The organism is Pseudomonas sp. LB3P93, assembly GCF_054898025.1.
In genome coordinates this window covers 4728920-4755159 of sequence record NZ_CM142713.1, presented here as the reverse complement: position 1 = coordinate 4755159, position 26240 = coordinate 4728920, and the positions used below count along the sequence as shown (strand labels likewise).

26 protein-coding genes and 1 pseudogene are annotated in these 26240 nt (G+C 58.8%); 21 read left to right on the top strand and 6 right to left on the bottom strand.

The window, feature by feature from the left end; genetic code table 11:
• The first annotated feature begins 170 nt into the window (after positions 1-170).
• Positions 171-1637: a purine-cytosine permease family protein gene (locus ACYZT8_RS21545; protein ID WP_461975774.1), complete on the top strand. Its 1467-nt coding sequence runs from the start codon at positions 171-173 to the stop codon at positions 1635-1637.
• Positions 1630-2559: a PfkB family carbohydrate kinase gene (locus ACYZT8_RS21540; protein ID WP_461975772.1), complete on the top strand. Its 930-nt coding sequence runs from the start codon at positions 1630-1632 to the stop codon at positions 2557-2559. Before ACYZT8_RS21545 ends, ACYZT8_RS21540 begins: the two co-directional genes overlap by 8 nt.
• Before the next feature lie 228 nt (positions 2560-2787).
• Here ACYZT8_RS21540 and ACYZT8_RS21535 read toward each other — a convergent pair whose 3' ends face one another.
• The 3 genes from ACYZT8_RS21535 to ACYZT8_RS21525 all read right to left on the bottom strand — a co-directional run bounded on the left by ACYZT8_RS21535 (position 2788) and on the right by ACYZT8_RS21525 (position 5252).
• Positions 2788-3042 carry a hypothetical protein gene (locus ACYZT8_RS21535; RefSeq protein WP_461975770.1) on the bottom strand — a complete coding sequence of 85 codons (255 nt, stop codon included), beginning with the start codon at positions 3040-3042 and terminating at the stop codon, positions 2788-2790.
• A 238-nt stretch (positions 3043-3280) separates the two neighbouring features.
• Positions 3281-4486 (bottom strand): MFS transporter, encoded by a 1206-nt coding sequence (locus ACYZT8_RS21530; RefSeq protein ID WP_461975768.1) that lies wholly within the window; start codon positions 4484-4486, stop codon positions 3281-3283.
• A gap of 112 nt (positions 4487-4598) precedes the next feature.
• The gene (locus tag ACYZT8_RS21525) at positions 4599-5252 is read right to left on the bottom strand and encodes an HD domain-containing protein (protein ID WP_461975766.1); all 654 of its coding nucleotides are present in this window, start codon (positions 5250-5252) and stop codon (positions 4599-4601) included.
• A 173-nt stretch (positions 5253-5425) separates the two neighbouring features.
• On the opposite strand from ACYZT8_RS21525, the gene ACYZT8_RS21520 reads away from it, so the two are divergent.
• The 5 genes and pseudogenes from ACYZT8_RS21520 to ACYZT8_RS21500 all read left to right on the top strand — a co-directional run bounded on the left by ACYZT8_RS21520 (position 5426) and on the right by ACYZT8_RS21500 (position 9410).
• Complete coding sequence (locus ACYZT8_RS21520; protein WP_461982392.1) at positions 5426-6484, top strand: IS110 family RNA-guided transposase; 1059 nt, start codon at positions 5426-5428, stop codon at positions 6482-6484.
• A 475-nt stretch (positions 6485-6959) separates the two neighbouring features.
• Positions 6960-7442, top strand: coding sequence for a GNAT family N-acetyltransferase (locus tag ACYZT8_RS21515; RefSeq protein ID WP_461959364.1), 483 nt, complete (start codon positions 6960-6962; stop codon positions 7440-7442).
• A 234-nt stretch (positions 7443-7676) separates the two neighbouring features.
• Positions 7677-8172, top strand: a pseudogene (locus tag ACYZT8_RS21510) (PAAR domain-containing protein).
• Positions 8173-8177: 5 nt separating this feature from the next.
• A complete protein-coding gene (locus ACYZT8_RS21505; protein WP_461975764.1) occupies positions 8178-8906 on the top strand; it encodes an alpha/beta hydrolase in 729 nt (242 codons plus the stop codon).
• 6 nt (positions 8907-8912) lie between these two features.
• Positions 8913-9410: a hypothetical protein gene (locus ACYZT8_RS21500; RefSeq protein WP_461975762.1), complete on the top strand. Its 498-nt coding sequence runs from the start codon at positions 8913-8915 to the stop codon at positions 9408-9410.
• Positions 9411-9459: 49 nt separating this feature from the next.
• On the opposite strand, the gene ACYZT8_RS21495 is transcribed toward ACYZT8_RS21500, so the two are convergent.
• On the bottom strand, positions 9460-9945 hold the full coding sequence (locus ACYZT8_RS21495; protein ID WP_461975760.1) for a hypothetical protein: 486 nt from the start codon (positions 9943-9945) through the stop codon (positions 9460-9462).
• A 138-nt stretch (positions 9946-10083) separates the two neighbouring features.
• Here ACYZT8_RS21495 and ACYZT8_RS21490 point away from each other — a divergent pair, with 138 nt between their 5' ends.
• The 5 genes from ACYZT8_RS21490 (at position 10084) to ACYZT8_RS21470 (ending at position 15250) form a co-directional block, all read left to right on the top strand.
• A complete protein-coding gene (locus ACYZT8_RS21490; protein WP_461975758.1) occupies positions 10084-11076 on the top strand; it encodes a 2-dehydro-3-deoxygalactonokinase in 993 nt (330 codons plus the stop codon).
• A gap of 19 nt (positions 11077-11095) precedes the next feature.
• The gene (locus ACYZT8_RS21485) at positions 11096-11716 is read left to right on the top strand and encodes a 2-dehydro-3-deoxy-6-phosphogalactonate aldolase (RefSeq protein ID WP_461975756.1); all 621 of its coding nucleotides are present in this window, start codon (positions 11096-11098) and stop codon (positions 11714-11716) included.
• A 46-nt stretch (positions 11717-11762) separates the two neighbouring features.
• On the top strand, positions 11763-12911 hold the full coding sequence (gene dgoD / locus ACYZT8_RS21480) for a galactonate dehydratase (RefSeq protein WP_008152275.1): 1149 nt from the start codon (positions 11763-11765) through the stop codon (positions 12909-12911).
• 164 nt (positions 12912-13075) lie between these two features.
• Positions 13076-14386, top strand: a complete 1311-nt coding sequence (locus ACYZT8_RS21475) for an MFS transporter (protein ID WP_131061328.1) — start codon at positions 13076-13078, stop codon at positions 14384-14386.
• Positions 14387-14446: 60 nt separating this feature from the next.
• On the top strand, positions 14447-15250 hold the full coding sequence (locus tag ACYZT8_RS21470; protein ID WP_461975754.1) for an IclR family transcriptional regulator: 804 nt from the start codon (positions 14447-14449) through the stop codon (positions 15248-15250).
• Here the strand turns inward: ACYZT8_RS21470 and ACYZT8_RS21465 are convergent.
• On the bottom strand, positions 15247-16299 hold the full coding sequence (locus ACYZT8_RS21465) for an NAD(P)-dependent alcohol dehydrogenase (protein ID WP_461975752.1): 1053 nt from the start codon (positions 16297-16299) through the stop codon (positions 15247-15249). The two genes, ACYZT8_RS21470 and ACYZT8_RS21465, sit on opposite strands and share 4 nt — an antisense overlap.
• Before the next feature lie 191 nt (positions 16300-16490).
• On the opposite strand from ACYZT8_RS21465, the gene ACYZT8_RS21460 reads away from it, so the two are divergent.
• Positions 16491-17384: an AraC family transcriptional regulator gene (locus ACYZT8_RS21460; RefSeq protein ID WP_461975750.1), complete on the top strand. Its 894-nt coding sequence runs from the start codon at positions 16491-16493 to the stop codon at positions 17382-17384.
• Between the two features lie 182 nt (positions 17385-17566).
• On the opposite strand, the gene ACYZT8_RS21455 is transcribed toward ACYZT8_RS21460, so the two are convergent.
• Positions 17567-19231 (bottom strand): electron transfer flavoprotein-ubiquinone oxidoreductase, encoded by a 1665-nt coding sequence (locus ACYZT8_RS21455; protein ID WP_461975748.1) that lies wholly within the window; start codon positions 19229-19231, stop codon positions 17567-17569.
• A gap of 548 nt (positions 19232-19779) precedes the next feature.
• Here ACYZT8_RS21455 and ACYZT8_RS21450 point away from each other — a divergent pair.
• The 8 genes from ACYZT8_RS21450 to ACYZT8_RS21415 all read left to right on the top strand — a co-directional run bounded on the left by ACYZT8_RS21450 (position 19780) and on the right by ACYZT8_RS21415 (position 26208).
• A complete protein-coding gene (locus ACYZT8_RS21450) occupies positions 19780-20529 on the top strand; it encodes an electron transfer flavoprotein subunit beta/FixA family protein (protein ID WP_461975746.1) in 750 nt (249 codons plus the stop codon).
• Positions 20530-21459, top strand: a complete 930-nt coding sequence (locus ACYZT8_RS21445; protein ID WP_461975744.1) for an electron transfer flavoprotein subunit alpha/FixB family protein — start codon at positions 20530-20532, stop codon at positions 21457-21459.
• Between the two features lie 80 nt (positions 21460-21539).
• A complete protein-coding gene (locus ACYZT8_RS21440; protein ID WP_461975742.1) occupies positions 21540-22379 on the top strand; it encodes a substrate-binding periplasmic protein in 840 nt (279 codons plus the stop codon).
• 9 nt (positions 22380-22388) lie between these two features.
• Positions 22389-22745: a DUF4398 domain-containing protein gene (locus ACYZT8_RS21435; protein WP_461975740.1), complete on the top strand. Its 357-nt coding sequence runs from the start codon at positions 22389-22391 to the stop codon at positions 22743-22745.
• Entirely contained in the window at positions 22742-23554 is an 813-nt protein-coding gene (locus tag ACYZT8_RS21430; protein ID WP_461975738.1) for an OmpA family protein, read from the top strand. The genes ACYZT8_RS21435 and ACYZT8_RS21430 overlap by 4 nt, the downstream gene beginning before the upstream one ends.
• A gap of 213 nt (positions 23555-23767) precedes the next feature.
• Positions 23768-25207 (top strand): aminotransferase-like domain-containing protein, encoded by a 1440-nt coding sequence (locus ACYZT8_RS21425; RefSeq protein ID WP_028620632.1) that lies wholly within the window; start codon positions 23768-23770, stop codon positions 25205-25207.
• A gap of 89 nt (positions 25208-25296) precedes the next feature.
• Positions 25297-25788: a translation initiation factor 2 gene (locus ACYZT8_RS21420; protein WP_461975736.1), complete on the top strand. Its 492-nt coding sequence runs from the start codon at positions 25297-25299 to the stop codon at positions 25786-25788.
• 165 nt (positions 25789-25953) lie between these two features.
• Complete coding sequence (locus ACYZT8_RS21415) at positions 25954-26208, top strand: YkgJ family cysteine cluster protein (protein WP_461975734.1); 255 nt, start codon at positions 25954-25956, stop codon at positions 26206-26208.
• The last annotated feature ends 32 nt before the right edge of the window (positions 26209-26240 follow it).

The following is a 26240-nucleotide window of genomic DNA, read 5'->3' as shown; positions in this document are numbered from 1 at the left end:
TAAGGTTTGCACCATCCCTGTGGGAGCGGGCTTGCCCGCGATGGCCGCGCCGCCTGTTTGAATTGATAACCCCGCAATGGATCGCACGGACTTGGCCAGGATAGCCGGGCTGCTGTTTTCGTCTTCCGTCATTGCCCACAACCACAACAAAGGCAACAGGAGCATTTTTCATGAGTTCATCGAACGCCGGGCAAAGCGCCGGGCAACTGGAAACACGCGGCATCGAACCGGTGCCGGAAGCGGAGTGCAACGGTCATCCGCTGCAACTGTTCTGGGTCTGGTTCGCAGCCAACATTTCCATCCTCGGCCTGCCGCTGGGTGCCACGCTGGTGGCGTTTCGCGGGTTGGCGATCTGGCAGGCGATCATCGTCGCGATCCTCGGCGCGGCGGGTTCTTTCGCGGTGGTCGGGATCATCTCCATCGCCGGTCGCCGTGGTCGGGCGCCGAGCCTGACACTGTCGCGAGCGATCTTCGGTGTGCGCGGCAATATCGGCCCGACCCTGGTCTCGCTGATGTCGCGGCTGGGCTGGGAAACCGTCAACACCACCACCGCCGCCTTCGTGCTGCTGTCGCTGTGCTCGATCCTGTTCGGTTCTCCGGTAGAAGCGAAAAGCGCGCCGGTACTGACCCTGATCTTCATCGCGATTTTCGTGCTGCTGACCTTGTCAGTGTCCGGCCTCGGTCACGCCACGTTGCTGGTGATCCAGAAGTGGGCGACTTACGTGTTCGGCGCGCTGAACATTCTGGTCGGCGGCTTCCTCTGCGCCACCATCGACTGGAGCGCGGTGTTCAACGCCACGCCTGCACCGTTGAGCGCGATGATTATTGGCGTCGGCACCATGGCCGCCGGCACCGGGATCGGCTGGGCCAACGCCGGCGCAGACATGTCGCGCTATCAGCACCGCAGCGTCAAAGCCGTGCGCCTGGTGGCGTCAGCGGCATTCGGTGCGGGGATTCCGCTGGTGCTGCTGATCACCCTCGGCGGCCTGCTGTCGGTAGGCAACAACGACCTGGCGTCGGCCACTGACCCGATCATCGCGATCCGCGACATGCTGCCGACCTGGATGGCCGTGCCATACCTGATCACCGCGTTCGGCGGCTTGCTGCTGTCGAACAACCTGTCGGTGTACTCCGCCGGTTTGACCACGCTGACCCTCGGCCTCAAGGTCAAACGCGTCTACGCCGTGGTGGTGGATATCGTTGCGATTTTCGCCGGTTCGATCTACTTCATGCTGATCGCCGACAGTTTCTACGGTCCGTTCATTACCTTCATTTCGCTGCTGGCGGTGCCGATCACGGCGTGGGTCGGGATCTTCGTCGTCGACCTGATTCATCGTCATTACTACAGCCCCAAAGACCTGCTGGACGTCAGCCCGACCAGCGCCTACTGGTACAGCGGCGGTATCGAGTGGCGCGCGTTTGGTGCGTGGGCGCTGGCGATCGTGCTGGGCTTCAGTTTCACCACCATTGGCACCACCGAACAAAACGTCTGGTTCTGCGGTTTCCTCTCTGATTCGTGGCTGGGCCATAACGGCCTTGGCTGGATCGTGACGTTCCTGGTGGCTGGCGGGATTTACTGGGTGCTCGGTGGGGCGAGGGATCGTCGCGCCGCGCTGACTGAGAACGCTCATGCCTAGATTGCTGCACACCGGCCAGGTCATCATCGACCTGGTCATGGCCGTGGATAAATTGCCTCAAGCGGGCGGCGACGTGCTGGCGCAATCCGCCAGTTTCGAAGCCGGCGGCGGGTTTAACGTGATGGCCGCCGCTGCGCGTAACGGGCTGCCGGTGGTCTACCTTGGCCGGCATGGCACCGGTCGTTTCGGCGACCTGGCCCGTGAGGCGATGAAGGCTGAAGGCATTCGGATCGGCATCGCACACAAGGCCGAACGGGATACCGGGTTGTGCGTTGCGGTGACCGATGCATCGGCCGAGCGCAGTTTCATTTCCTACATCGGTGCTGAGGGCGAATTGACGGCCGAGGACCTGGCGAACGTGCCGGCCGAGGCGGGCGACTACGTTTACGTCAGCGGTTACAGCCTGCTGCACACCGGCAAGGCTCAGGCGCTGGTGGAGTGGGTGCTGGGGTTACCGAAAGCGATCAACGTGGTGTTCGATCCGGGACCGTTGGTGGATTCGCCGGATCAGCCTCTGATGCAGGCGTTGTTGCCGCGCATTGATCTGTGGACCAGCAACAGCGTTGAGGCGCTACGGTTTACCGGGACATCGGACATTGCTGAGGCGCTGGACAGGCTGACCGATCATCTGCCGGCCGAGGTGTTGATGGTGGTCCGCGATGGCCCGCAAGGGTGCTGGATCAGTCAGCGCGGCGACCGACAGCATGTGCCCGGTTTCAAGGTTGAAGCGGTGGACAGCAATGGCGCGGGTGATGCCCATGCCGGGGTGTTTCTGGCGGGGTTGGCGCAAGGGTTGTCGGCGGGTGAAGCGGCGCGGCGTGCGAATGCTGCTGCGGCGTTGGCGGTTACTCGCTGGGGGCCGGCGACTTCGCCTGGAATCGATGAAGTGGATGCTTTAGTCAGGAAGAACTTCGGCGTTTGAACTGACGCTTTCGCGGGCAAGCCCGCTCCCACAGGGTTTTGGGGTGTACACAAAAATAGTGAACGCCCTCGATCACTGTGGGAGCGGGCTTGCCCGCGAAGGGGTCATAAGATACAGCATCCATTCTGATTCTTAGCCAGCCTTGCGCAGCGACTCAATCAACGCCTGTTGCTTTTAGAGTCGGTCAAACGGTCGCAGCCGCTTACGACTGCGACCTGATTCATCTGGCTAAGCGTCCAGCTTGCGCGCCGCCTCGACCCCAGCCGCGCTGAGTTTGATCGGCAGTTGCAGCGAGTGTTCGCCGGCTTCGTTACAGGTCACATGCCCGTGCTGAATCAGCCCGCGATCCTGCAGCGTGGCGAGGGTGCTGGCCACGACTTTCTCCCCCCGGTAATTGTCCAGGACCTCCTTGCCCAAGCCACCTGGATGGGCGTGCAACAGACGGGTCAGGACTTCTTTCTCAAGGTTTTTATCGACGTTCATGGTTACCTCTTCATGGATGTGGATAGATCGCATGGGCGAACTATTGGCTGGCACCGCCTTCCGAACCCGAGCCACCGGTGGCGGTGGTCGCCGCGAACGCGGCAGAGGACAACTGCGTGGCGAGAGCGAGGGCAGTCAAGCGGGACGTGATCATGGTGTCGTCTCCATTCAATTAGAGTCCTTACCACCTATTGGTCAGCCCCCGATTTGGATTGGTGCCTGATGAACGACGAACGGTCTAGGCCTGCTGCAGCGATCTGGCGACGACGACCCGACGCCAGATCAAGCGGCCCACGGTGATCAGCCAGTTCAACAGCGCTACGGTGAGAACGGTGAGCAGAAGTGCCGTCATTCCGTGTTCGACGATGATCTTCCCGGCCAGTAACGGAAAACCGAACACGCCGATGAAGTACGACAGACTAAACAGCAGCAGCGCTTGTGAGGTGGTGCCGTGCGGCGCGTCGTTCGCCGCCAGGCCATTGATCACCGAGTACGTCAACCCGTAACCGACCCCGAGCATCATCGCTGCCAGCACGTAGCTGAAGCCGGTGTCGACCACGAAACCGAACAGCACAATCGAGCCCATCATCAGCCCCGACAGCAGGCAGGATGCGCGCAACGGATCGCGCTTGACCACGAAGCCGGCAATCAACATTCGGCTGCTGATCGCCGCGCCCATGAAGCCGAAAAAGAACAGTGAGTAGTCCAGCGAACGAGACGCCGCGTAACTGGTTTGAAAGCTCGACAGACCACCGAATACGCACCCGCCGAGGCCGACCATGATGATCGGGAACAGCGCTTTGGACGACAGCACCTGGGCGATGGTGCACCAGGAAATACGCGCGACGGTGGTGGTAGGCGAGGGCGCTTTTTTCAGCTGTGAATCCAGCCGCCAAAACAGCAACACGCCGATCAGACTGGCCAGCGCCGCGAGGTAAAACGCGGAGGTCACTGGATAGCCCAGCGCACTGGCCGCACGGCCCAGCAACGGGCCGCTGCCGATCCCTGTCATCATGCTGCCGGACAGCAGCGCGAAGTACTTGGCGCGTTGGGCGGGCGTTACCAGACTCGCAACGATAATCGGCCCCAAGGTGTAGAACACGCCCCAACCCAGCCCCAGCAGCAGTCCGAAAAACAGCAACAGATTGCCGAACCCTGGCGTCAGTGCGAAGCCAAGACTGGCGGCCACCAACAGCACGCCAAACAGCGCAATCGAACGCGCGGCGCCGAGCAAATCGGACAGGTGTCCGGAGAAAATCACCGCCGCGAACGTACTGAGCATTGCCGCCGAAATCACGCTGCCGGCATCGTGTTCGTTGCCGCCGCGCGAGCCGATCAACAGCGACAACAAAAACGTCGAGCCGTAAGACAGCGACAGCAAATAACTGGCGAGGCAAAACAGGCCGAACAACCTGCTTGAGACGTGGGGTGTTGCGGTAGACATGACGCGGTTCCTTGACCCGATAAAAGCGCTAATCCTCTATCTACCATGCACGTCGTCAACGTTAGGTCCGAGGTTATCGATGCCAGGGTAAGTGCGGGCCGGAGTAATGGGTTCAGCCGATACCGATTTCTTCCTTGAACAGCTCCATGAAACCCTTCAAGCGCTCATGCCTGATCCGCGCCAGTCGTTGGCCGGTTGACGTCTGGAAACCGTCCGCCAGGTGCAGCAGCTTGGTCTGAAAGTGATCGAGGCAAAAGCGCTTGTCATCGTAGTCCCGCGCTTTCGCTTCCGGGTCTTGCGGGTCGTATAGCGCGCTGCCCATGCGTCCGGCGATATAAAACGTGCGCGCGACACCGAGCATGCCGAGGGAGTCGAGCCGGTCGGCGTCCTGCATGATCTTCGCTTCGAGCGAGTTCGGGGGGATGTTGGCGGAAAAGCTGTGAGCTTCAATGGCGTGGGTAACCGCACTGATTTTTGCGCTTGGCCAATCCATGTCGGCCAACACGGCACACGCCTTCTCGGCGGCCAGTCTTGACGCCTGCGAGCGCAACGACGAATTCTTCTCCACCGCCACGCAATCATGCAAAAGCACCGCTGCCAGCAACACTTCAAGGTCGCCGCCTTCTTCAGCGTGAAGCGTGCGTACGTTGTGCCAGACGCGCTGCAAATGCGACAGATCGTGGGCGCCATCTTCTGATGGCTCCAGTGCGTGGGGCAGTAGCTGCGCGGCGAGAGTTTGCAGCGGCGCAAAAGCATCAGTGGTCATAAACATCCTGTTAAGTGAAAACGTTCTTGTCAGCGACACAACCCTGTAATTGGATGGACTCGCCCAAGTCGAGGCGTCAATGCGCCACGATGGCAGTCTAAACAGCCAACGACAGCGAGGGCGAGTCCATGAAAAAGCATACTTCGGTTGATCAATCCCTGTCTTCTTCCGATTTGTCGGCCTGCACAACCGTAGCGGTCGATTTGGCCAAGCAGGTCTTTCAGGTCGCCGGGGAAGATGTCCTCGGCCAGGTGCACTACGAGCAGCGGATCAAGTCGCGCGAGGCGTTTTATGAGTTTCTACGCCAGTTGCCGCCTCATGTCGTGGTTCTGATGGAGACCGGTCCGGGTGCTCAAGCCTGGGCCCGGCAGCTGCAAGACCAAGGCAATCTGGCGCGGATTCTTCCAGCCCGTTTGGTGGCCACACATCGTAGCGGGCCTAAAAATGATCGCAACGATGCGCTGGCGATTCTGCGGGCTGGTCGCGATGAAAAGATCTACGCAGTGCCGGTCAAAAGCGTTGCGGCGCTGGCAATGCAGGCGTTGCATCGGGCCCGCCAAGGCTATGTGCGTCGACGCACGGCGGTGAGCAATCAGATGCGCGGCCTGCTGCTCGAGCATGGCGTGGCCTTGGCGCAGGGCGATGTTGCGATCAGCCAGAAAATTCCGCGGGTACTGGAAGATGCCACCCAGCCGGTGCCGGGCCTGCTGCGTGAACTGATCGACGAACTGTTGGCCGAGTGGCGCCATTTGGGCGAACGCATCAGCGTGCTGACGGGGCGCCTGGAAGTGGCCGCCAACGCCGACATGACGGCGAAGCGACTGATGACTGTGCGCGGCATCGGCCCAGTCACTGCCACGGCACTGGTGGCCAAGGAAACCAAGCCTGAGCGATTTCCCAATGCCCGCAAGTTTGCCGCGTACTTTGGCATGGTGCCAGACCAGCACAGCAGCGGGCAGACGGTCCGGCTGGGGGACATGACCAAGCGAGGCGATGTTTATTTACGCAGCCTGATGATCCAGGGAGCCCACGCGGTACTGCAACAACTACGACCTGATTCCCAGCAACCCGATGACCGCCGCTTGTTGCGCTGGATGAGCCGGCTGGGTCGTAAGGAGGCTGCGATCAGGTTGGCCAACCGCAACCTGCGAATCGTCTGGGTGCTTCTACAGAATGACCAGACTTATCGTCGCCAGGCGGGTGATGGCCAGCAAGCGACGATGAGCCACTGAGCGACAGAGTTCTGCCACCGAGGTACCAACTGTCCGACCCTTTGCTGAAAAACATTGACCCCAGGTAAGACCGGCGTGGATTGATGCCTTAGCTGCTACTGGCCTTCGAGGCCTGACTGTAATCGGCATACCACGAGCTCTTCCAATTTTGGCCAGAAGCCGAAGACGGCTTCCTCGAATAGGCCTAATACATAGATGCAACGGGGCGGCGGTTTTTCAAAAGCGGGTAGACAGTGGGGGCGAGTCCATACATAGCAGCTGGCGAAGCCTGCGTTCGGCTGCGAAGCAGTCGTGAAACCTCAACACGCAATTTTCCTGTAACACCGCACCGTCTGATTTCACGACTGCTGCGCAGCCGAACGCAGGCTTCGCCAGCTGCTACACATGCTCCATGGATCAGCTTTGAATTTCCAGTGTGACGAGCGTCACGCGCCGACTTAGTATGGCGTTTTCAACTTTCGACAAAGGCCCGTCCATGACGATCGACATCCGCCCGGCGACCCCCAGCGATGCACCGCAAATCCTCGGGTTCATCACCGAACTGGCCGACTACGAACGTGCCCGCCACGAAGTTATCGCCAGCGTCGCCGACATCGAACGCAGCCTGTTCAGCGAAGGCGCCACCGCCCACGGCCTGATCTGCCTGCGCGACGGCGTGCCGATCGGTTTCGCGGTGTTCTTCTTCAGCTATTCCACCTGGCTCGGCAGCAACTGCCTGTACCTCGAAGACCTCTACATCACCCCCGAACAGCGCGGCGGCGGCGCAGGTAAAACGTTGCTGCGCCACCTGGCGAAAATCGCTTGCGCCAATGACTGCGGACGCTTCGAGTGGAGCGTGCTGGACTGGAACAAACCGGCGATCGAGTTTTATAAATCGTTGGGTGCGCAACCGCAGGAAGAGTGGGTTCGGTACCGGATGGATGGGGCGGTGTTGCGCGAGTTTGCCGAGGGGAGTTGATGCACGTTTTGCCCTATCGCTGAATCCGGTTGTCGCCACCGGTCTAGTTCGTCATCCTGTGCGCCTTTGCGCGCTCACGGATGACACCTGCAATGCCTACGGCATCTTCATCTCCCGACATCCGTCACGATCGCCATCGACTCTCCGGTTTGGTTGAACGTTGTTGGTGCATTTCTTTTGCACCCTGAAGGTTTGGCGCCATCGCTTTAAAACTCAAAAGCAAGGAGCTTTGACTTGAGTGGAAAACCTGCTGCACGCGTTACCGACCCCACTTCATGCCCGTTGCCAGGACATGGCACCAATCCAATTGTTTCTGGATCGCCAGATGTTTTCTTCGATGGTCTGGCCGCTGCTCGCATGACGGACAAATCTGCCTGTGGCAGCCCAATTACCGGCGCTGTTTCGGGTACGGTATTCATCAATGGTCTCAACGCTGCAACCCTCGATAGTACGGGTGGGCATGGCAACGTAGTCATCGGCGGTTCCGGGACCGTTATCATCGGGCAAAGCGGTGGCGGAGCCGCCTATTAGTGGACTGCTTCCGATGCCGGTGCATTTCACCGACAGATTACAAGTGGTGAATGACGCGACCGGTGAGCCGATTCCTTATCACCCCTACACCATTCAGCGTGGTGACGGCAGCGAAGAGCATGGCGTTACGGATGCGTCCGGGTTTACTCACACCGTCAGTTCTCATCTGGCTGAGACCATTAAATTGTTTGTGGAGTGATTGCCATGGCTGGTGATGCAGTGGTGAAACAAGAGTTACCTAAAAGAGAAGTAAAAACCCATACATTGACCTGTAAGACGGACCAGTCTGTTAAACAGGTGCCTGTTGCCTTGCGAGACTTGGTGATATTTTTTATTGGTGGCGCGGGTGATCAGGAAAGTTATTACGGTACAGGGCCAAATAATAATATTGATTATGTGCGCAAGGTTACAGTTGATGACGCAAAACAATTGGAGATTTTGAAGCGCTGTCCGTCGTGGGCACTAAGTTACAATTCGTTTATCAGTAATGATGACCTTGAGCGCAATGTGTTGAGTCGAATACCTCATTGCTCTACCGCGATTTACATTGTTGGTCACAGTCTCGGTGGTTGGAATGGCGCCCACCTTTCCAGTGTGTTGGCAGCCAAAGGCTTCAAAGTAAAAATGCTGATTACACTGGATCCAGTAGGTGAAGGGAAAGTCGTCTACGGCATCTCAAATATCTATAGACGAGAGCCAATCCCCAAGGCTGACTACTGGGTTAATATTCGGGCAGCAGCGGTCGACTGGAATGTATCGGATCTGGTCGCGGACTTTGGTGAGCAGTGGGAAGTAACACAGGGGCCTAATGTCATGGGCCGGGTGGATGTCAACCATGCCGATGCCGACAGGATGTTTTTGCAGACATTGCCTGGTGGCAAGTCTGCGCGGCAAATATTCAATGAGTCGATTTTGAGCTACTTCAGGGAGTGATTCTGGATGCATAAGATTTTTTTGTTTTTAACAATCTTGATGAGTGCATCTTGTTCTCTAAATCATGGAAGACCTATCGCAACACTTGAATACTCCAGTGTAAAAGAACTTCGTAGTACCGGGCTTTACCAGATTTATTTCACTTCCGATGTGGAACTTCTTGGATTATTCAAGTCGCGAATAGGTGAGGGGCTTGTCTGTTCATTAGAAGATGATCTGGATTTTACCGAAGCGCACCATATAAAGCGTTCCGGTTTTGGCTTGGTAGAAAAAGAGATTGAGTTGGGACCAATGCTCTATCGAGCAAATGTCATTTTTAGTGAATCAGAAAGTGGGAAAGGAGGAGAGGATTATTTGGATGGAGAAGCTCTGGTTCCGTTATTGAAGAAGCGTGATTTTATTTCGTGCGTGTTTCGAGTTCATACTACCAAGTACAATACATACTTCTCCAAAATCATGCGCGTGCCGACCGCAGAGCTATTGAAGGCTGTTTCTAAACAGTAAAACAAGCCTAGGTCATGCGAGGTTGTCTGCCGAGAGAAAGCAGCCTCACTCATTCATTGGCTTTCCAATTACTATTGATCAATCCGTCGAGGACTTGTCGAACGGTAATCTTGAAAGCCCCGGCCTTCCCCTCATCAAAGGCCGCTCTCCATGCCGCATAACCCTGACTGAAATCCGGAATTTCAGAGGTGTTACCCACACGATGTGTGATGCTGCGTTCTATGGCTTTTGCCTGAAAGGGCAGGTGAGGCATTTCATTGAACTCGTTTCCAGTCACCGGGTTGATCAGCCGAAAGCCGTCCACTCTGATATGAACGACCTTACCCAACTTCGGATAGTTCTCGATTTTCAGGATCGTTAGTGTCGATCCATCCTCACCCGGCCGGTTTTTGTAGACCAGGTATCGCCTACTTTCAGTTCTTTCGATGCGCTGAGCGTGGCGGCAGACCAGAGTGCACTGCAAAACAGCAGCGTCTTTAAAGCAATCTTCATTTTTCTTCCTTGAGGGCGGGGTGCCGTTCCGATGGCTCGGCATTTTAAAGCGTTGGCAGAGGAAATCCTGTCACACTTGCAAATCCCATAATATGGGAGTGATATTTATATATTGAGATTTCTGCGCTTCAAGGTTTATAGTCCAGCTCACTCACTGCCAATAAACAGAACAGGTGAAGCGATGCTGGCGCAATTGATCGCGCTCGATTGGGGGACGACCTCATTACGTGCTTACAAACTCGCCGCGGGTGGCCAGGTGCTGGAGCAGCGTTCGCTGTCTTCCGGGATCATGCAGTTGCCCCGGACGCCGCGAATCATCAACGGTCAGGAGTGCGACGACGGTTTTGAACTGGCCTTCGATGAGGCGTGCGGTGACTGGCTCGACGTGCAGCCCGATTTGCCGGTGATTGCCTGTGGCATGGTCGGCAGTGCCCAGGGCTGGCGCGAAGCGGCCTACTGCGACACGCCAGCAAACGTCGCCAATCTCGGAATTTCCCTACAAACCATCCGCAGTCTTCGCGGTGTCGATGTGCACATCGTGCCGGGGGTGATTCAGCGTTCGCGCTTGCCAAACGTGATGCGCGGCGAAGAAACCCAGGTGCTGGGTGTCCTGCAGAATCTGCCGATCGAGCAGGGCCGTGATCTGTTGATCGGCCTGCCGGGCAGTCATTCGAAATGGGTGGAAGTGGCCGCCGGTTGCATCGTGCATTTCGATACCTTTATGACCGGCGAGATCTTCGCCGTGCTCAGCGAACACAGCATTCTGGGGCGCACCCAGCAAAAAGGCGCGTCCTTCGATGGCCACGCGTTTGACCGTGGCGTGCAAGTGGCGCTGTCGGCGGAGGGCGAGATCGGTCCGTTGTCGACGCTGTTCAGCGCCCGCAGCCTGGGGCTGACCGGTGAACTCGGCGCGAGCGCCCAACCGGATTACTTGTCCGGCCTGCTGATCGGCCATGAGCTGTCAGCGCTGGCGAGTGTTCAGCGACGCCGACGCAACAGCGTTCATCTGCCGTCGATCATCCTTATCGGCAATTCCCAACTCTGTGCCCGCTACAGCCGGGCCCTCGACGCCTGCGGTTTTGCCCGCGTGACCCTCGCCGAACAAGCCACCGAACGCGGGTTGTGGCAGTTGGCCGTCGCCGCCGGACTGATCGCCGCACACCCACCCCGTTAAACCTGACTGGAGGTCTGACATGCTCAAGCAAGCTCTGGCGCAAAACGGTCTGATCGCGATCCTGCGTGGCCTGCGCCCGCAAGAAGCGGCCGCCATCGGCGAAGTCCTGTACGCCGCCGGATTTCGCGTCATCGAAGTGCCGCTCAATTCCCCTGAACCGTACGAAAGCATTCGCATCCTGCGCAGTACCTTGCCCGCCGATTGCCTGATCGGTGCGGGCACGGTGCTGACGCCGGAACAGGTCGAGCAAGTGAAAGCGGCGGGTGGGCAGGTGATCGTCATGCCCCACAGCGATCCCAAGGTGTTGCGTGCGGCGAAGGCGGCGGGGTTGTACCTGTCGCCGGGCGTTGCCACGCTGACCGAAGCCTTTGCCGCACTGGCCGAAGGCGCGGATGTGCTGAAGATGTTCCCCGCCGAGCAGATGGGGCCGGCCGTCGTCAAAGCCTGGCTCGCGGTGCTGCCGGCCGGAACGATTCTGGTGCCGGTCGGCGGGATCACACCGGACAACATGCAGGTGTTTATCGACGCTGGGGTCAAAGGTTTCGGACTGGGTTCCGGGTTGTTTAAACCGGGTATGACACCTGAAGAAGTGGCTGTGAACGCCAAGGCGTATGTGGCTGCATGGAACGCTCTGCGTTAAGACTTTTTGGCGCCGAGCGCGCTGCATCTATAAGAGAGACAAAAAGATGAAAATCACAAAACTCACCACCTTCATCGTTCCGCCGCGCTGGTGCTTCCTCAAGGTCGAAACCGACGAAGGCGTGACCGGTTGGGGCGAGCCCGTGGTCGAAGGCCGCGCGCACACCGTGGCGGCTGCCGTTGAAGAATTGTCTGACTACCTGATCGGCAAAGACCCACGCAACATCGAAGACATCTGGACCGTGCTCTACCGTGGCGGCTTCTACCGGGGCGGCGCCATCCATATGAGTGCATTGGCCGGTATCGATCAGGCGTTGTGGGACATCAAGGGCAAGGCCCTGGGTGTGTCGGTCAGCGATCTGCTCGGTGGGCAGGTGCGCGACAAGATTCGTGTGTATTCGTGGATCGGCGGCGACCGGCCGGCGGACACTGCTCGCGCGGCGAAAGAAGCGGTCGAGCGTGGTTTCACTGCGGTGAAAATGAACGGCACCGAAGAACTGCAATTCCTCGATTCCTTCGAGAAAGTCGACCTGGCCCTGGCCAACGTCGCCGCCGTGCGTGACGCGGTGGGCCCGAACGTCGGCATTGGTGTCGACTTCCATGGTCGGGTGCACAAGCCCATGGCCAAAGTGCTGATGAAGGAACTCGACCCGTACAAACTGATGTTCATCGAAGAGCCGGTGCTCAGCGAAAACTACGAAGCGCTGAAGGAACTGGCGCCGCTGACCAGCACCCCGATTGCCCTCGGCGAACGGTTGTTCTCGCGTTGGGATTTCAAGCGTGTGCTCAGCGAAGGTTACGTCGACATCATCCAGCCGGACGCGTCCCACGCCGGTGGCATCACCGAAACCCGCAAGATCGCCAACATGGCCGAAGCGTACGACGTTGCGCTGGCGCTGCATTGCCCGTTGGGTCCGATTGCCTTGGCGGCATGCCTGCAACTGGACGCAGTTTGCTACAACGCGTTCATCCAGGAGCAGAGCCTGGGCATCCATTACAACGAGAGCAACGACCTGCTGGATTACGTCAAGGATCCGCGGGTGTTCGACTACGACAAAGGCTTCGTGAAAATCCCCAATGGCCCGGGCCTGGGGATCGAGATCAACGAGGAATACGTGATCGAACGCGCCGCTGTAGGCCACCGCTGGCGCAACCCGATCTGGCGCCATGCCGATGGCAGTTTTGCCGAGTGGTGAGTCCTCTCTGACCCCTCTACGGTGATCGTTCCCACGCTCCGCGTGGGAATGCCTCACCGGACGCTCTGCGTCCGCTCTTGGGACGCGGAGCGTCCCTGGCTGCATTCCCACGCGGAGCGTGGGAACGATCACGACCTCAATAAACATAAGAAGAGGCATTCCCCATGCAACCGCAAACCCTTACCGGGCAGGCGTCGTTGGTGGCGCCCAGCCGCAAGCGTTTTTTCATCATGGTGCTGCTGTTCATCACCGTGGTGATCAACTACCTCGACCGCAGCAACCTCTCCATTGCCGCCCCGGCACTGACCAGCGAACTGGGCATCGACCCGATCCATGTCGGGCTGATTTTCTCGGCCTTCGGCTGGACCTACGCCGCTATGCAAATCCCTGGCGGTTGGCTGGTCGATCGGGTGCCGCCGCGCATCCTTTACAGCGTTGCCTTGCTGCTGTGGTCGATCGCCACGGTGATGCTCGGTTTTGCCGCCAGCTTCATCGCGTTGTTCGTCTTGCGCATGGCGGTCGGTGCCCTGGAAGCGCCGGCGTATCCGATCAACAGCCGGGTGGTCACCACCTGGTTCCCGGAGCGCGAACGCGCCACGGCCATCGGTTTCTATACCTCCGGGCAATTCGTCGGTCTGGCGTTCCTGACGCCGGTATTGGCCTGGCTGCAGCATCAATATGGCTGGCACATGGTGTTTGTCAGCACCGGTGCGGTGGGCATTCTCTGGGCTGTGATCTGGTACGCGGTGTATCGCGAGCCACGGGATTTCAAGGGCGCCAACGACGCCGAAATCGAGCTGATCCGTGAAGGCGGGGGGCTGGTGGATATCCAGGCCGAACAAGCCAAAGTGAAAGCGAAATTCAGCTGGACCGACCTCGGCATCGTTCTGACCAAACGCAAGTTGTGGGGCATCTATCTCGGCCAGTTCTGCCTCAATTCGACGCTGTGGTTTTTCCTGACGTGGTTCCCCACCTACCTGGTGAAATACCGCGGCATGGACTTCATCAAGTCTGGCCTGCTGGCGTCGCTGCCGTTTCTCGCAGCGTTCATCGGCGTGCTGTGTTCCGGGTTTTTCTCCGATTTCCTGATCCGTCGCGGCTACACGGTGGGCTTCGCCCGCAAGTTGCCGATCATTGGCGGCCTGCTGATTTCCACCTCGATCATCGGCGCCAATTTCGTTGAATCGACGCCGCTGGTGATCGCCTTCCTCGCGTTGGCGTTCTTCGGTAACGGGCTGGCTTCGATCACCTGGTCGCTGGTCTCAACCCTGGCCCCGGCGCGATTGCTCGGATTGACCGGTGGGGTGTTCAACTTCATTGGCAACCTGTCAGCGATTACCACGCCGATTGTCATCGGTTTCCTGGCGACCGGTGATTCGTTTGCCCCGGCGATCACCTACATCTCGGTTCTGGCGTTGATCGGTGCGCTTTCCTACATCTTGCTGGTCGGCAAGGTCGAGCGTATCAAGTTGTAGTAGCCGCCATCGGGCGACCATAATGCCGCCCGTTCACTCGCTCAACGGTAAAGGCTGGATATGCAGGAAGACGCCCCAAAAATCGCCAAGGACGCCGCACCGACCGGCACCCAGACACTGCTTCGTGGCCTGGGTGTGGTTCAGGCCGTGGCCAGTGGCGCCCGCGATCTCAAGGAAATCGCCCGACTGATCGGCACGACGCGCAGCACCACCCATCGTCTGGCCAGTTGCCTGGTGGACGAGCGTTACCTGCGCGTAGTGCCGCAAGTTGGTTACTTGTTGGGGCCGAAGCTGATCGAGCTGGGTTTCCAGGCGCGTGAAGAATTGCCGCTGGTGACCCTGGCCGGGCCGTATCTGGATGAGTTGTCGGCGTTGACCGGTGACACCATTCACCTGGCGATTCGTGAGGGCGACGAGGTGCTGTACCTGCACAAGAATCCGGGGCGCAACGGCCCGGAAATGCGTTCGCGGGTCGGCCATCGCATGCCGTTGGCGCGCACCGGGATCGGCAAGGCGCTGATGCTCGATGACACGCAGGAAGAATGGCAACGGCTGTACGAAGTCAGCCTGCCGGCCGGTGGGAAAAATCTGTTCTGGCCGCAGCACCCGGAGCAGTCCTGGGAGCAGTTTCAGCAGCGCATGGTCGAGTATGTAGCGGGTGGGTACGCCTTCGACCTGGAAGACAACGAACCGTCGATCCGTTGTGTCGCGGCGCCAATCCGTGATGCCAGCAAGCGCATCGTTGCCGGCATCAGCATCGCCAGCACGGTGCCGTACATGCCGCTGGAAAAAATGGCCGAGCTGATTCCCCTGATCAAAGGGGTCACGGCCCGGCTGTCGGCGGAACTGGGACTTAAGGTTTAAACCTTCAGCGTCGCCATATCGATCACGAAGCGGTACTTCACGTCACCGGCGATCATGCGCGCGTAAGCCTCGTTGATCTGGCGGATGTCGAGCATTTCGATGTCGCAGGTGATGTTGTGCTCGGCGCAGAAATCCAGCACTTCCTGGGTTTCTGCGATGCCACCAATCAAGGAGCCGGCCAGTACGCGACGGCCCAGCACCAATTTGGCCGCGTGGACTGGTGGATCGACCGGTTCAATCAAACCCACGAGAATGTGCACGCCATCAAAACGCAGGGTGTCGAGGTAGGGATTGAGGTCGTGCTGCACCGGAATGGTGTCCAGCAGAAAGTCGAAATGTCCCGCCGCCGCCTTCATCTGATCAGCATCGGTGGACACGATCACGTGGTCCGCGCCCTGACGACGACCTTCTTCAGCCTTGCTCGCCGAACGGGTGAACAGCGTGACTTCGGCGCCCATCGCCTTGGCGAACTTGATGCCCATGTGGCCGAGGCCGCCCATGCCGAGAATCCCGACCTTGTCGCCGGCCTTCACGCCGTAATGCTTGAGCGGCGAGTAAGTGGTGATGCCAGCACAAAGAATCGGCGCGGCGCTGGCCGGGTCGAGTTTCTCGGGGATGCGCACCACGAAGTGCTCGCTGACCACGATGCTGTCGGAGTAGCCGCCCATTGTGTTGCTGCCATCGACCCGGTCCGGGGTGGCGTAAGTCATGGTCGGACCTTCGAGGCAGTATTGCTCGAGGTTGGCCTGGCAGGCTTCGCAGCTGCGGCAGGAATCGACCATGCAACCGACACCGACCAGATCGCCGACCTTGTGCCGGGTAACATTCGCACCGATGGCGGTCACTTTGCCTACGATCTCGTGGCCAGGCATCAGCGGGTAAACGGCAATGCCCCATTCGTTGCGGGCCTGATGGATGTCGGAATGGCAGACGCCGCAGTAGAGAATATCGATCGCAACGTCGTCGGCCCGTGGGCTGCGGCGTTCGAATTTCACGGGGGCGAGGGGAGTGGTGGCCGACTGGGCGGCGTATCCGATGGCGGTGTACATGATGAACCTCGCAGAAGCAGTGGCAAGTGAGGCGGTGCATTTTGGGCGCCGTATCCGCCACCCGCCATGGCGATTCCTCCGGGTGTCATGCCTAATCCTCCGGCAACAGCGTTCGATTGATCAAATGGGCGATCAGACCTGCGATGATGCTTTCATCCCATTTTTCGTGACTTTTTTTGTGAAGAGCTCTCATGTTGTTAACTCGTCATCTCGATGCCAATGCCACGCTGGTTTCGCTGATTGAACCTTTGACCACTCGCGACGGTTTCGCCCCTACGGCGTTGCCGGGCGTGCAGGTTTTACGGGCCAGTTGCGATGTGGCCCGTGGCCCGCAGATTTACGAGCCAAGCCTGGTCATCATCGCCCAAGGCAGCAAACTGGCGTATCTGGGGCCTCGTACGCTGGAGTACGGCGCCGGTCACTACTTGATTCAAGCATTGCCGGTGCCTTTTGAGTGCGAAACGTTTTCGGCGCCGGGTGGGCCAATGCTCGGAGTGTCCATTGCCATCGACCGAGTGCTGCTCGGGGAGCTGGTGTTGGCCATGGGGCTGGTGCTGCCGGGGCGCACGATTCCTGCGCAAACGCCGGAATCCATGACGTCAGCGGTGCTCGACGACGGGATGCGCGGTTGCGTGGAGCGGCTGTTGCGTTGCCTGCACGATCCGCTGGAATGCCAGATCATGGGGCCGGCACGGCTTCGGGAATTGTTGTTCGTTGCATTGCGCGGTCCGCAAGCCGATGTGTTGCGTGCGCTGGTGGAGCAGCAGGGGCAGTTCGCCCGAATTGCAGCTTCGCTCAACCATCTGCACGGGCATTTCACCGAGCCGTTGAATGTGGAAATCCTGGCCAGTTGCGCAAACATGAGTGCGTCGACGTTTCATGAGCATTTCAAGCGCAGCACGTTGTTGTCGCCGGTGCAGTATTTGAAGCGTCTGCGTTTGCTCAAGGCGCAGACGTTGCTGGTCACCGAGGGTTTGGGCGTGGCGCAGGTGGCGCATCGGGTGGGGTATCAGAGCACGTCGCAATTTAGCCGCGAGTACAAGCGTTACTTCGAGCGTAATCCCGGGGATGAGCGCGCTGCCTGACACGCCGATGGACCCTTGTAGGAGCCGGCTTGCTGGCGATAGCGGTGTGACAGAGAGCATTTATTTCGACTGCTACACCGCTATCGCCAGCAAGCCGGCTCCTACAGAGGTGGTGTGTGATCATTAATTTCGGGCAACAAAAAGGCCCCCATTCCGGGAGCCTTGATGTTCAGGCGTTCGGCTTACATGTTCGGGTAAGTCGGGCCGCCAGCACCTTCCGGTGCCACCCAGGTGATGTTCTGTGCAGGGTCCTTGATGTCGCAGGTCTTGCAGTGAACGCAGTTCTGGGCGTTGATCTGGAAGCGCTTCTCGCCGTCTTCCTTGGTCACTACTTCGTACACGCCGGCCGGGCAGTAACGCTGGGCAGGCTCATCGTACATCGGCAGGTTCTTGGCGATCGGAATGCTAGGATCGGTCAGCTTCAGGTGGCACGGCTGTTCTTCTTCGTGGTTAGTACCGGAGATGAACACCGAGCTGAGTTTGTCGAAGCTGATCTTGCCGTCCGGTTTCGGGTAGTCGATCTTCTTGCAGTCGGCCGCGAGCTTGAGGCACGCGTAGTCCGGCTTGTTGTCGTGCAAGGTGAACGGCAGTTTGCCGCCGAAGATGTTCTGGTCCAGCCAGTTGAAACCGCCGCCGACGATGGCGCCGAACTTGTGGATCGCCGGGCCGAAGTTGCGGCTGGCGAACAGTTCGTCGTAGAGCCAGCTCTTCTTAAACGCGTCGACGTAAGTGGTCAGCTCTTCGGTGCCGTCCTTTTCAGCGAACAGCGCCTCGGCCACGGATTCAGCGGCGAGCATGCCGGACTTCATCGCGGTGTGGCTGCCTTTGATCTTGGCAAAGTTCAGGGTGCCGAGGTCGCAACCGATCAGCGCGCCGCCCTTGAAGACCATTTTCGGCAGCGAGTTCAGGCCGCCTTTGCAGATGGCGCGTGCGCCGTAGCTGATGCGCTTGCCGCCTTCCAGGTACTGCTTGAGCACCGGGTGATGCTTGAGGCGCTGGAACTCATCGAACGGCGACAGGTACGTGTTGCTGTAGGAAAGATCGACGATCAGACCGACTACAACCTGGTTGTTTTCCAGGTGATAGAGGAACGAGCCGCCGGTGTTCTCGGTGCCCATAATGTCCATCGGCCAACCGGCAGTGTGGACGACCAGGCCTGGCTGATGCTTGGCCGGGTCGACTTCCCAGATTTCTTTCAGGCCGATGCCGTAGTGCTGGGCGTCGGCTTCGCTGTCGAGGTTGAAGCGCTTGATCAGTTGCTTGCCGATGTGGCCACGGCAACCTTCGGCGAACAGCGTGTACTTGCCGCGCAGTTCCATGCCCGGGGTGTACAGGCCTTCTTTCGGATTGCCTTCGCGGTCAACACCCAGATCGCCGGTGATGATCCCGCGAACCACACCGTTCTCGTCGAACAGCGCTTCCTGAGCGGCGAAGCCAGGGTAGATTTCTACGCCCAGGTTTTCGGCCTGCTGAGCCAGCCAGCGGCACAGGTTGCCCAGGGAGATGATGTAGTTGCCATCGTTGTGCATGGTCTTGGGCACAAAGAAGTCAGGAATTTTTTGCGCGCTGTCGGCGTTTTTCAGCACGAAGATGTCATCGCGGGTAACCGGCGTGTTCAGCGGCGCGCCAAGTTCTTTCCAGTCCGGGAACAATTCGTTCAGGGCGCGGGGTTCGAAGATCGCGCCGGACAAAATGTGCGCACCGACCTCGGAGCCTTTTTCGACCACGCAGACGCTGATTTCCTTGCCGGCTTCAGCAGCCTTCTGCTTCAAGCGGCAGGCGGCGGAAAGACCCGCGGGGCCGGCACCGACGATGACCACGTCGAATTCCATGTATTCGCGTTCCACAGGCTATCTCCTACTCAAGGCTCAACAGTTTTTTTTCTGATTGGAGGTTTGGTGTCGCATCCATGAATTCCTGCGCAATGCGCGGAACAGGACAATCGATAGACCACCTTTCTCTCTGGGTGGCGCATTATATCTACACCACTCCTAGCGTCCAATACAAACGTTTGTTTGAATTGGCTCAAGGCCAGAGAAATCAAAGTCACGCGGCTTATGAACGGCTATTTTGCCGTATTGACCGGAATAGGCGTTCCGGTCAAGATACGGTCGGTTTTGCGCTCGCCGTAGGCTGACTGTAGGTTTCAAGAGCACCTCTAAAGACAGGGCGATGGCAGTACAAGGTGATGCGCCGCGCAGGTTTGGTGCGCAGTTTACACGCCGCGATCATGAATGACTTGTCGGTCACCTCTGACGAACGGTCATTCGCCTCGTGAGCAAGGTTCACCCGATACACCTGCCAGCGTTTTTAGAGGTGCCCTTGCGCCGATGAGCATCAAACCGCCAGGTTCGCCTAGGCGACTTTCTTTTCACCGGAGAGTAACGAGGAATCCATGAAGGTTCTTGTAGCTGTCAAACGCGTTGTGGATTACAACGTCAAGGTTCGCGTCAAGGCGGACAATTCCGGCGTCGACCTCGCCAACGTCAAGATGTCGATGAACCCGTTCTGCGAAATCGCAGTGGAAGAAGCCGTACGCCTGAAAGAGAAAGGCGTTGCGACTGAAATCGTCGTCGTCTCCATCGGCCCGACCACCGCTCAAGAGCAACTGCGCACCGCGCTGGCTCTGGGTGCTGATCGCGCCATCCTCGTCGAATCCGCCGAAGACCTGACGTCGCTGGCCGTTGCCAAGCTGTTGAAAGCTGTTGTCGACAAGGAACAGCCTCAGCTGGTGATCCTTGGCAAACAAGCCATCGACAGCGACAACAACCAGACTGGCCAGATGCTCGCTGCATTGAGCGGCTACGGTCAGGGCACTTTCGCTTCGAAAGTCGAAATCAGCGGCGACACCGTTGCCGTGACTCGCGAAGTCGACGGCGGCGCGCAGACGGTTTCCCTGAAACTGCCGGCCATCGTCACCACCGACCTGCGTTTGAACGAGCCGCGCTACGCGTCCCTGCCAAACATCATGAAAGCCAAGAAGAAGCCTCTCGAAGTGCTGACTCCGGACGCTTTGGGCGTTTCTACCGCCTCCACCAACAAGACCCTGAAAGTCGAAGCGCCTGCTGCACGCAGCGCGGGTATCAAGGTCAAGTCGGTGGCTGAACTGGTCGAGAAACTGAAAAACGAAGCGAAGGTAATCTAAATGACTATCTTGGTTATTGCTGAACACGACAACAAAGTAGTGGCCCCGGCCACGCTCAACACCGTGGCTGCTGCCGCCAAAATCGGCGGTGACATCCACGTTCTGGTTGCAGGCCTGGGCGTTGGCGCCGTGGCTGAAGCCGCTGCGAAAATCGCTGGCGTGACGAAAGTGTTGGTGGCCGACAACGCCGCCTACGCTCACCAGTTGCCGGAAAACGTCGCGCCGCTGGTTGCAGAGTTGGGCAAGGGCTACAGCCACGTCCTGGCTGCCGCTACTTCCAACGGCAAAAACATCCTGCCGCGCGTTGCCGCTCAGCTGGACGTTGACCAGATCTCCGAGATCATCTCGGTTGAAAGCGCTGACACCTTCAAGCGCCCGATCTACGCCGGTAACGCGATCGCGACCGTTCAATCGAACGCTGCGGTCAAAGTGATCACCGTGCGTGCCACCGGTTTCGACCCGGTTGCTGCTGAAGGTGGTTCGGCCGCTGTTGAAGCGGTTGCTGCTGCTCACGATGCGGGTATTTCGAGCTTCGTTGGTGAAGAACTGGCCAAGTCCGATCGTCCGGAACTGACCGCTGCCAAAATCGTCGTCTCCGGCGGTCGCGGCATGCAGAACGGCGACAACTTCAAACACCTGTACGCCCTGGCCGACAAGCTGGGCGCTGCCGTCGGTGCTTCCCGCGCCGCGGTCGACGCAGGTTTCGTACCCAACGACATGCAGGTCGGTCAGACCGGCAAGATCGTTGCTCCACAGCTGTACATCGCCGTCGGTATCTCCGGCGCGATCCAGCACCTGGCCGGCATGAAAGACTCCAAAGTGATCGTTGCGATCAACAAGGACGAAGAAGCGCCGATCTTCCAGGTGGCCGATTACGGCCTGGTGGCAGACCTGTTCGAAGCCATCCCCGAGTTCGAGAAGCTGGTCTAATCCAGTCGCTTGACTTATAAAGAGCCCGACCTTTTGGTCGGGCTTTTTTTTGTTCCGGATTTGAGTGGGAGAGTGTCGCCATGGATTTGCGCCGCGTGTGTGGCTGGTCATTACTGCTGGGGCTGACGGTGCTGCCGGCGTTGGCCGTGGCCGCCGGCAAGTGCGAACGCCTGGTGGTGACCGGCAGCCCGGACGCGCCGCCGTACTTGTGGCAAGACCCGCAAAACCCCAAGCAGTTGATCGGTGCCAGTGCTGACCTGTTGCAACACGTGGCAGGTGAGCTGGGCATCAAGGTCGAACTGCTTTACGCCGGCAAACGCGCCCAGGCCCTGGACGAGGTGCGCAGCGGGCGCATGGACATGCTTGCTGATGCGCCGTTGACTGTCAGCGAGCTGGCCACCCTGGACTACATCCATCCGCCGCTGCTGGAAAACGATTATCTGGTCTGGACTCGAAAAGACTCAGCATTGCTCTACAACGAAGTGCAAGACCTCCACGGCCATCCCGGTGCCGTGTCGGAAAAGTCTCGAATGACCCAGGCATTCGGCACTTTCGCCGAGCAGCAATTGACCCTCTTGCGTACGCCGAACCTGACCCAGGCCTTTCAGAAATTGCTGTTGGGCGAGGTGGAATTTGTCCTCGCGGGACGCTACTCGGGCATGGCCGCCGCGCAAACCCTGAGCATGGCCAACGACCTGATCGCTCGCCCCCAACCGGTCGACAAACCCGGCCTGTTCCTCGCGGTTTCCCATAACTCCGCTTGCAACGATCCGTGGTTGCGCGGACAGCTGGCCAAAAAGATGACAGAATTGCCCGCGTCCGGACTGACGGAGGCCGTGCTGCAACGCAATATCGAACGCTGGAAAGCGCAGCAGCAACAGCAGCCACCGCAACTACCCGTCAGTACCCCAAAACAGTAGGGATTTTTAGTGAGTATTCGACCTCTTTTCGCTGCCCTGGCCGTTCTGGCTCTGGCGGGTTGTGCAGCCGATCCGGCGCCGAATGAACAAATACGCTTGACCGAACAGGCGCTCGTACAAGCCAAAGCCGTGGGCGCCACCTCCGAAGAAGTGCCGGAGATGAAACTGGCCGAAGACAAGTTTTCCCGTGCCCAGGGCGACATGACGGATCAGTCCTACAGACATGCGCGTATGCGTGCCGAACAAGCCGAACTGGACGCGCGCCTGGCCGAAGCCAAGGTGCTGACCCTCAAGAGCGAGGAGCAGCTGAACGTGCTCAACACCCGCATCACTCGTCTGCGCAAGCAACTGGGAGATGCCCAATGAGCCTCAAGTCCAAAGCACTCAGCGGTTTGATCCTGGCAGGTTGCGCTAGCCTTTACGGCTGCGCCGGCCAACACAGCGAGGCCGTGCTGCAACAGGCCGGAACTGATTTCCAGAAGGTCAAGGAAGACTCCAATGTGCTGCGAATCGCGCCCAAGGACGTGATCCGTGCCGGCGAGTCCCTGGCCCGCGCCGATCGCCTTTCCAGCTATTGGGGCAGCGGCTCGGATGTGGTGCATTACGCCTACCTGAGCCAGCGCTACAGCGAAATCGCCCGTGAGCACACCAATCAGGTACTCAACGAAGAGCGTGCGGCGAAGCTCGAACTGGAACGTCAGCGCCTGCAACTGGCCCTGCGCGAGTCCAAGTTGCTCAGCGTGCAGCAGCAGGGCAAATGGCTCGAAGAACAGATTGTTGCCTTGGCAACCACACAGACCGACCGTGGTCTGGTGATGACTCTGGGCGATGTGCTGTTCGACACCGGCGAAGCGGAGCTGAAGAGTTCGGCGAACCGCGTGGTGCTGAAGATCGTTCAGTTCCTGCAGCTCAATCCCAAGCGTGTGGTCCGGATCGAGGGCTACACCGACAGCACGGGCGGCAAGCAGGACAACCTCAAACTGTCCCGTGACCGTGCGCAATCGGTGGCAGACGTGCTGATCGATCTGGGTATCGACGACAAACGTATCAAAGTCGAAGGTTACGGCGATGAATACCCGGTGGACGTGAACGCTTCCGAGCGTGGTCGCGCACAGAACCGTCGGGTGGAAATTGTGTTCTCCGACGAAAAAGGCCAGCTCGGCGCCGCCCGATAAGGGCTGCGTTACTGGAAAACCCGGCCTGCCCGACAGTGCCGGGTTTTTTTGTACCTGCCAATTGCCTCTCGCCATGCCAATAAAAGCAGTACAGTTTTTGCTGACACTGCACTGTACGGTCGACTATTGTGGCAACTGTCCCAGTACACTTCTAAACTGTTCCGGTATTGTTTCACACAAGAATAAAATGCCCGTGAAATCGAGTGCTGCGTCATGACCAATCTATTGCTCTACCAACGTATTGCTCAGCAACTGGCCGAAGACATCCGTCGTGGTGTCTATCAACCGGGGGAACGTGTGCCTTCGGTGCGCAAGATGAGCTCGCAGCTCAACGTCAGCCACGCGACCGTTTTGCAGGCCTACGCCAATCTTGAGGATCAAGGGTTGATCCGCGCCCGACCGCAGTCGGGTTATTACGTGCACCAGACGCCGGCCCTGACGGCGCCAACGCCGGACATTGCCCGAGTCGAGCGGCCCGGTCTGGTCACCCGCAGCAGCATTATTCAGCAAGTGCTGGTCGAATCCCGTCGCGAAGGCGTTTTCCCATTGGGCGCAGCGGTGCCGAGCGTCGACTATCTGCCGGTTCGCGCCTTGCATCAGCAATTGGCCAAGGTCACCCGCTTCCATAGCCCGCGTGCCTTCAGCTACATGTTCAGCCCCGGTTTTGAACCGTTGCGCCGACAAGTGGCGATTCGCATGCGTGATGCCGGCGTGGTGGTCGATCCGTCCGAAGTGGTCATCACCCACGGCTGTGTCGATGCACTGCAGATGTCGCTTCGTGTGCTGACCCGGCCGGGCGACCTGATCGCCGCCGAGTCGCCGACTTATTATGGTTTGCTGCAACTGGCCGACCTGCTGGGTCTCAAAGTCATCGAGATCCCCAGCGATCCGGCCACCGGCATGAGCCTCGAAGCCCTGCAATTGGCGGCCAACCAGTGGTCGATCAAGGCGCTGGTACTGACCACTCGTCTGAGTAATCCACTGGGCGGCACCATGCCTGAGGAGCGGCAGAAACAACTGCTGCGCCTGGCCTCGGATTTCGATATCCAGATCGTTGAGGACGATATCTACGGCGAGTTGATGTTCGAACAAGGCCGGACCAAATCGCTTAAAGCCTACGACAGGCTGGATCGGGTGATCTATTGCTCAAGCTTCTCCAAAACCCTGTCACCCGGCGTGCGGATTGGCTGGATGATCGCCGGCAAATACCAGCAAGAGATTCAGCGTTTGCAGACGTTCAGTACGCATTCGGCGTGCAGCGTCACGCAAATGGGCATCGCCGCCTACCTGGAGAATGGCGGTTACGACCGTCACCTGCGTTACATCCGTCAGGAATACCGCAAGAACCTCAGCGCCTTCCAGCTGGCCGTTCAGCAGTATTTCCCGGAAGGCACGCAGATGACCCGGCCCACGGGCGGCTTCATTCTGTGGGTCAGTTTGCCGGGGCGGGTCAACACTCAGGAATTGCATGTACGGGCGTTGCAGCAGGGTATAAGCATCGCGCCGGGGCTGATTTTCAGTAACACCGAGCAGTTCAATCACTGCATTCGCCTGAACTGCGGCACGCCCTGGAACCGTGAAGCCGAACGCGCATTGATGACGTTGGGGATGCTGGCCACCCAGCTCTGCCAGGAGATGGCCGGCGGCTTCTGACAGAACGGCTGGTCGTTTCGTACACGTGCTTGTCTTGTTGCGTACAACAGGCGAGCATATGGCCCTCTGCCGTTAGCGTCGTTGGGTCCATGAAACCGATTTTTCCTGCCGTCTGCCTATCGATCTGTCTCTTCATGACCGTTCATGCCCAAGGCGTCATGGCGGCTTCCACTCAGGAAAAACCGGCAGCCAGCAGCGAAGCCTCGAAAAAATCAGCGGTCGTCAAGAAAGCCGCTGCGGTCAAAAAGAACACCGCGCCGGTCAAAAAGAAAGCAGCAGTGGGGAAAAAACGACCGCCGATTGCCTCCAAGTCCAAACCCGCCAGTGAGGTCGTGAAAACCAAGCTTCCTACGGTCGACCTGGATTTGAGTCTGCCCCAGGACATGGCGGAGGAGCTAAAACCGATCGGTACGGTCCCATTGCCACGGCGCGACGCTGTGTTGCCACAAATGTTCGGTGACAAGAGCGCGCCGTTTCAGCTCAATGGAAGGCTGATCAGCAACGAAATGCAGTTGCAACTGCGAAACGAAGAGCGCCGTGAAGTCGAAGGCGCGGCGCTGGAATTCGAGTTCAAGCGGTAATTTCTTCCCATCTGTGACCTGCTGGCCAGACGCTTTGTCGGAGACTGGTCAGTCACGTCCGTTTCGGCGAAAAAACCCCGGCTCAGGTAATTTTAAACAACTGTTTTAGCGGTTACTCTGTGCCTCGTCTATCAACACATCGCCCGTCGCGAGGAGCTCGTCGTCATGAAATGCCGTGAAGGCTGTGGCGCCTGTTGCATTGCCCCTTCCATCAGTTCACCGATTCCCGGTATGCCCGGTGGCAAAGCCGCTGGAGAACGTTGCGTCCAACTGTCTGTCGATAACCTGTGCAGCATTTTCGGCGATCCAAAACGTCCTGCCGTGTGCTCGGCGTTTGAGGCCGACGTCGAAGTCTGCGGAAGCAGCGGTGACGAAGCGATCAAGCTGTTGGGTTGGTGGGAGCAAATGACGGCTGCGTGATGTGTTCTACGAACGGAACTTCAACAATAAGG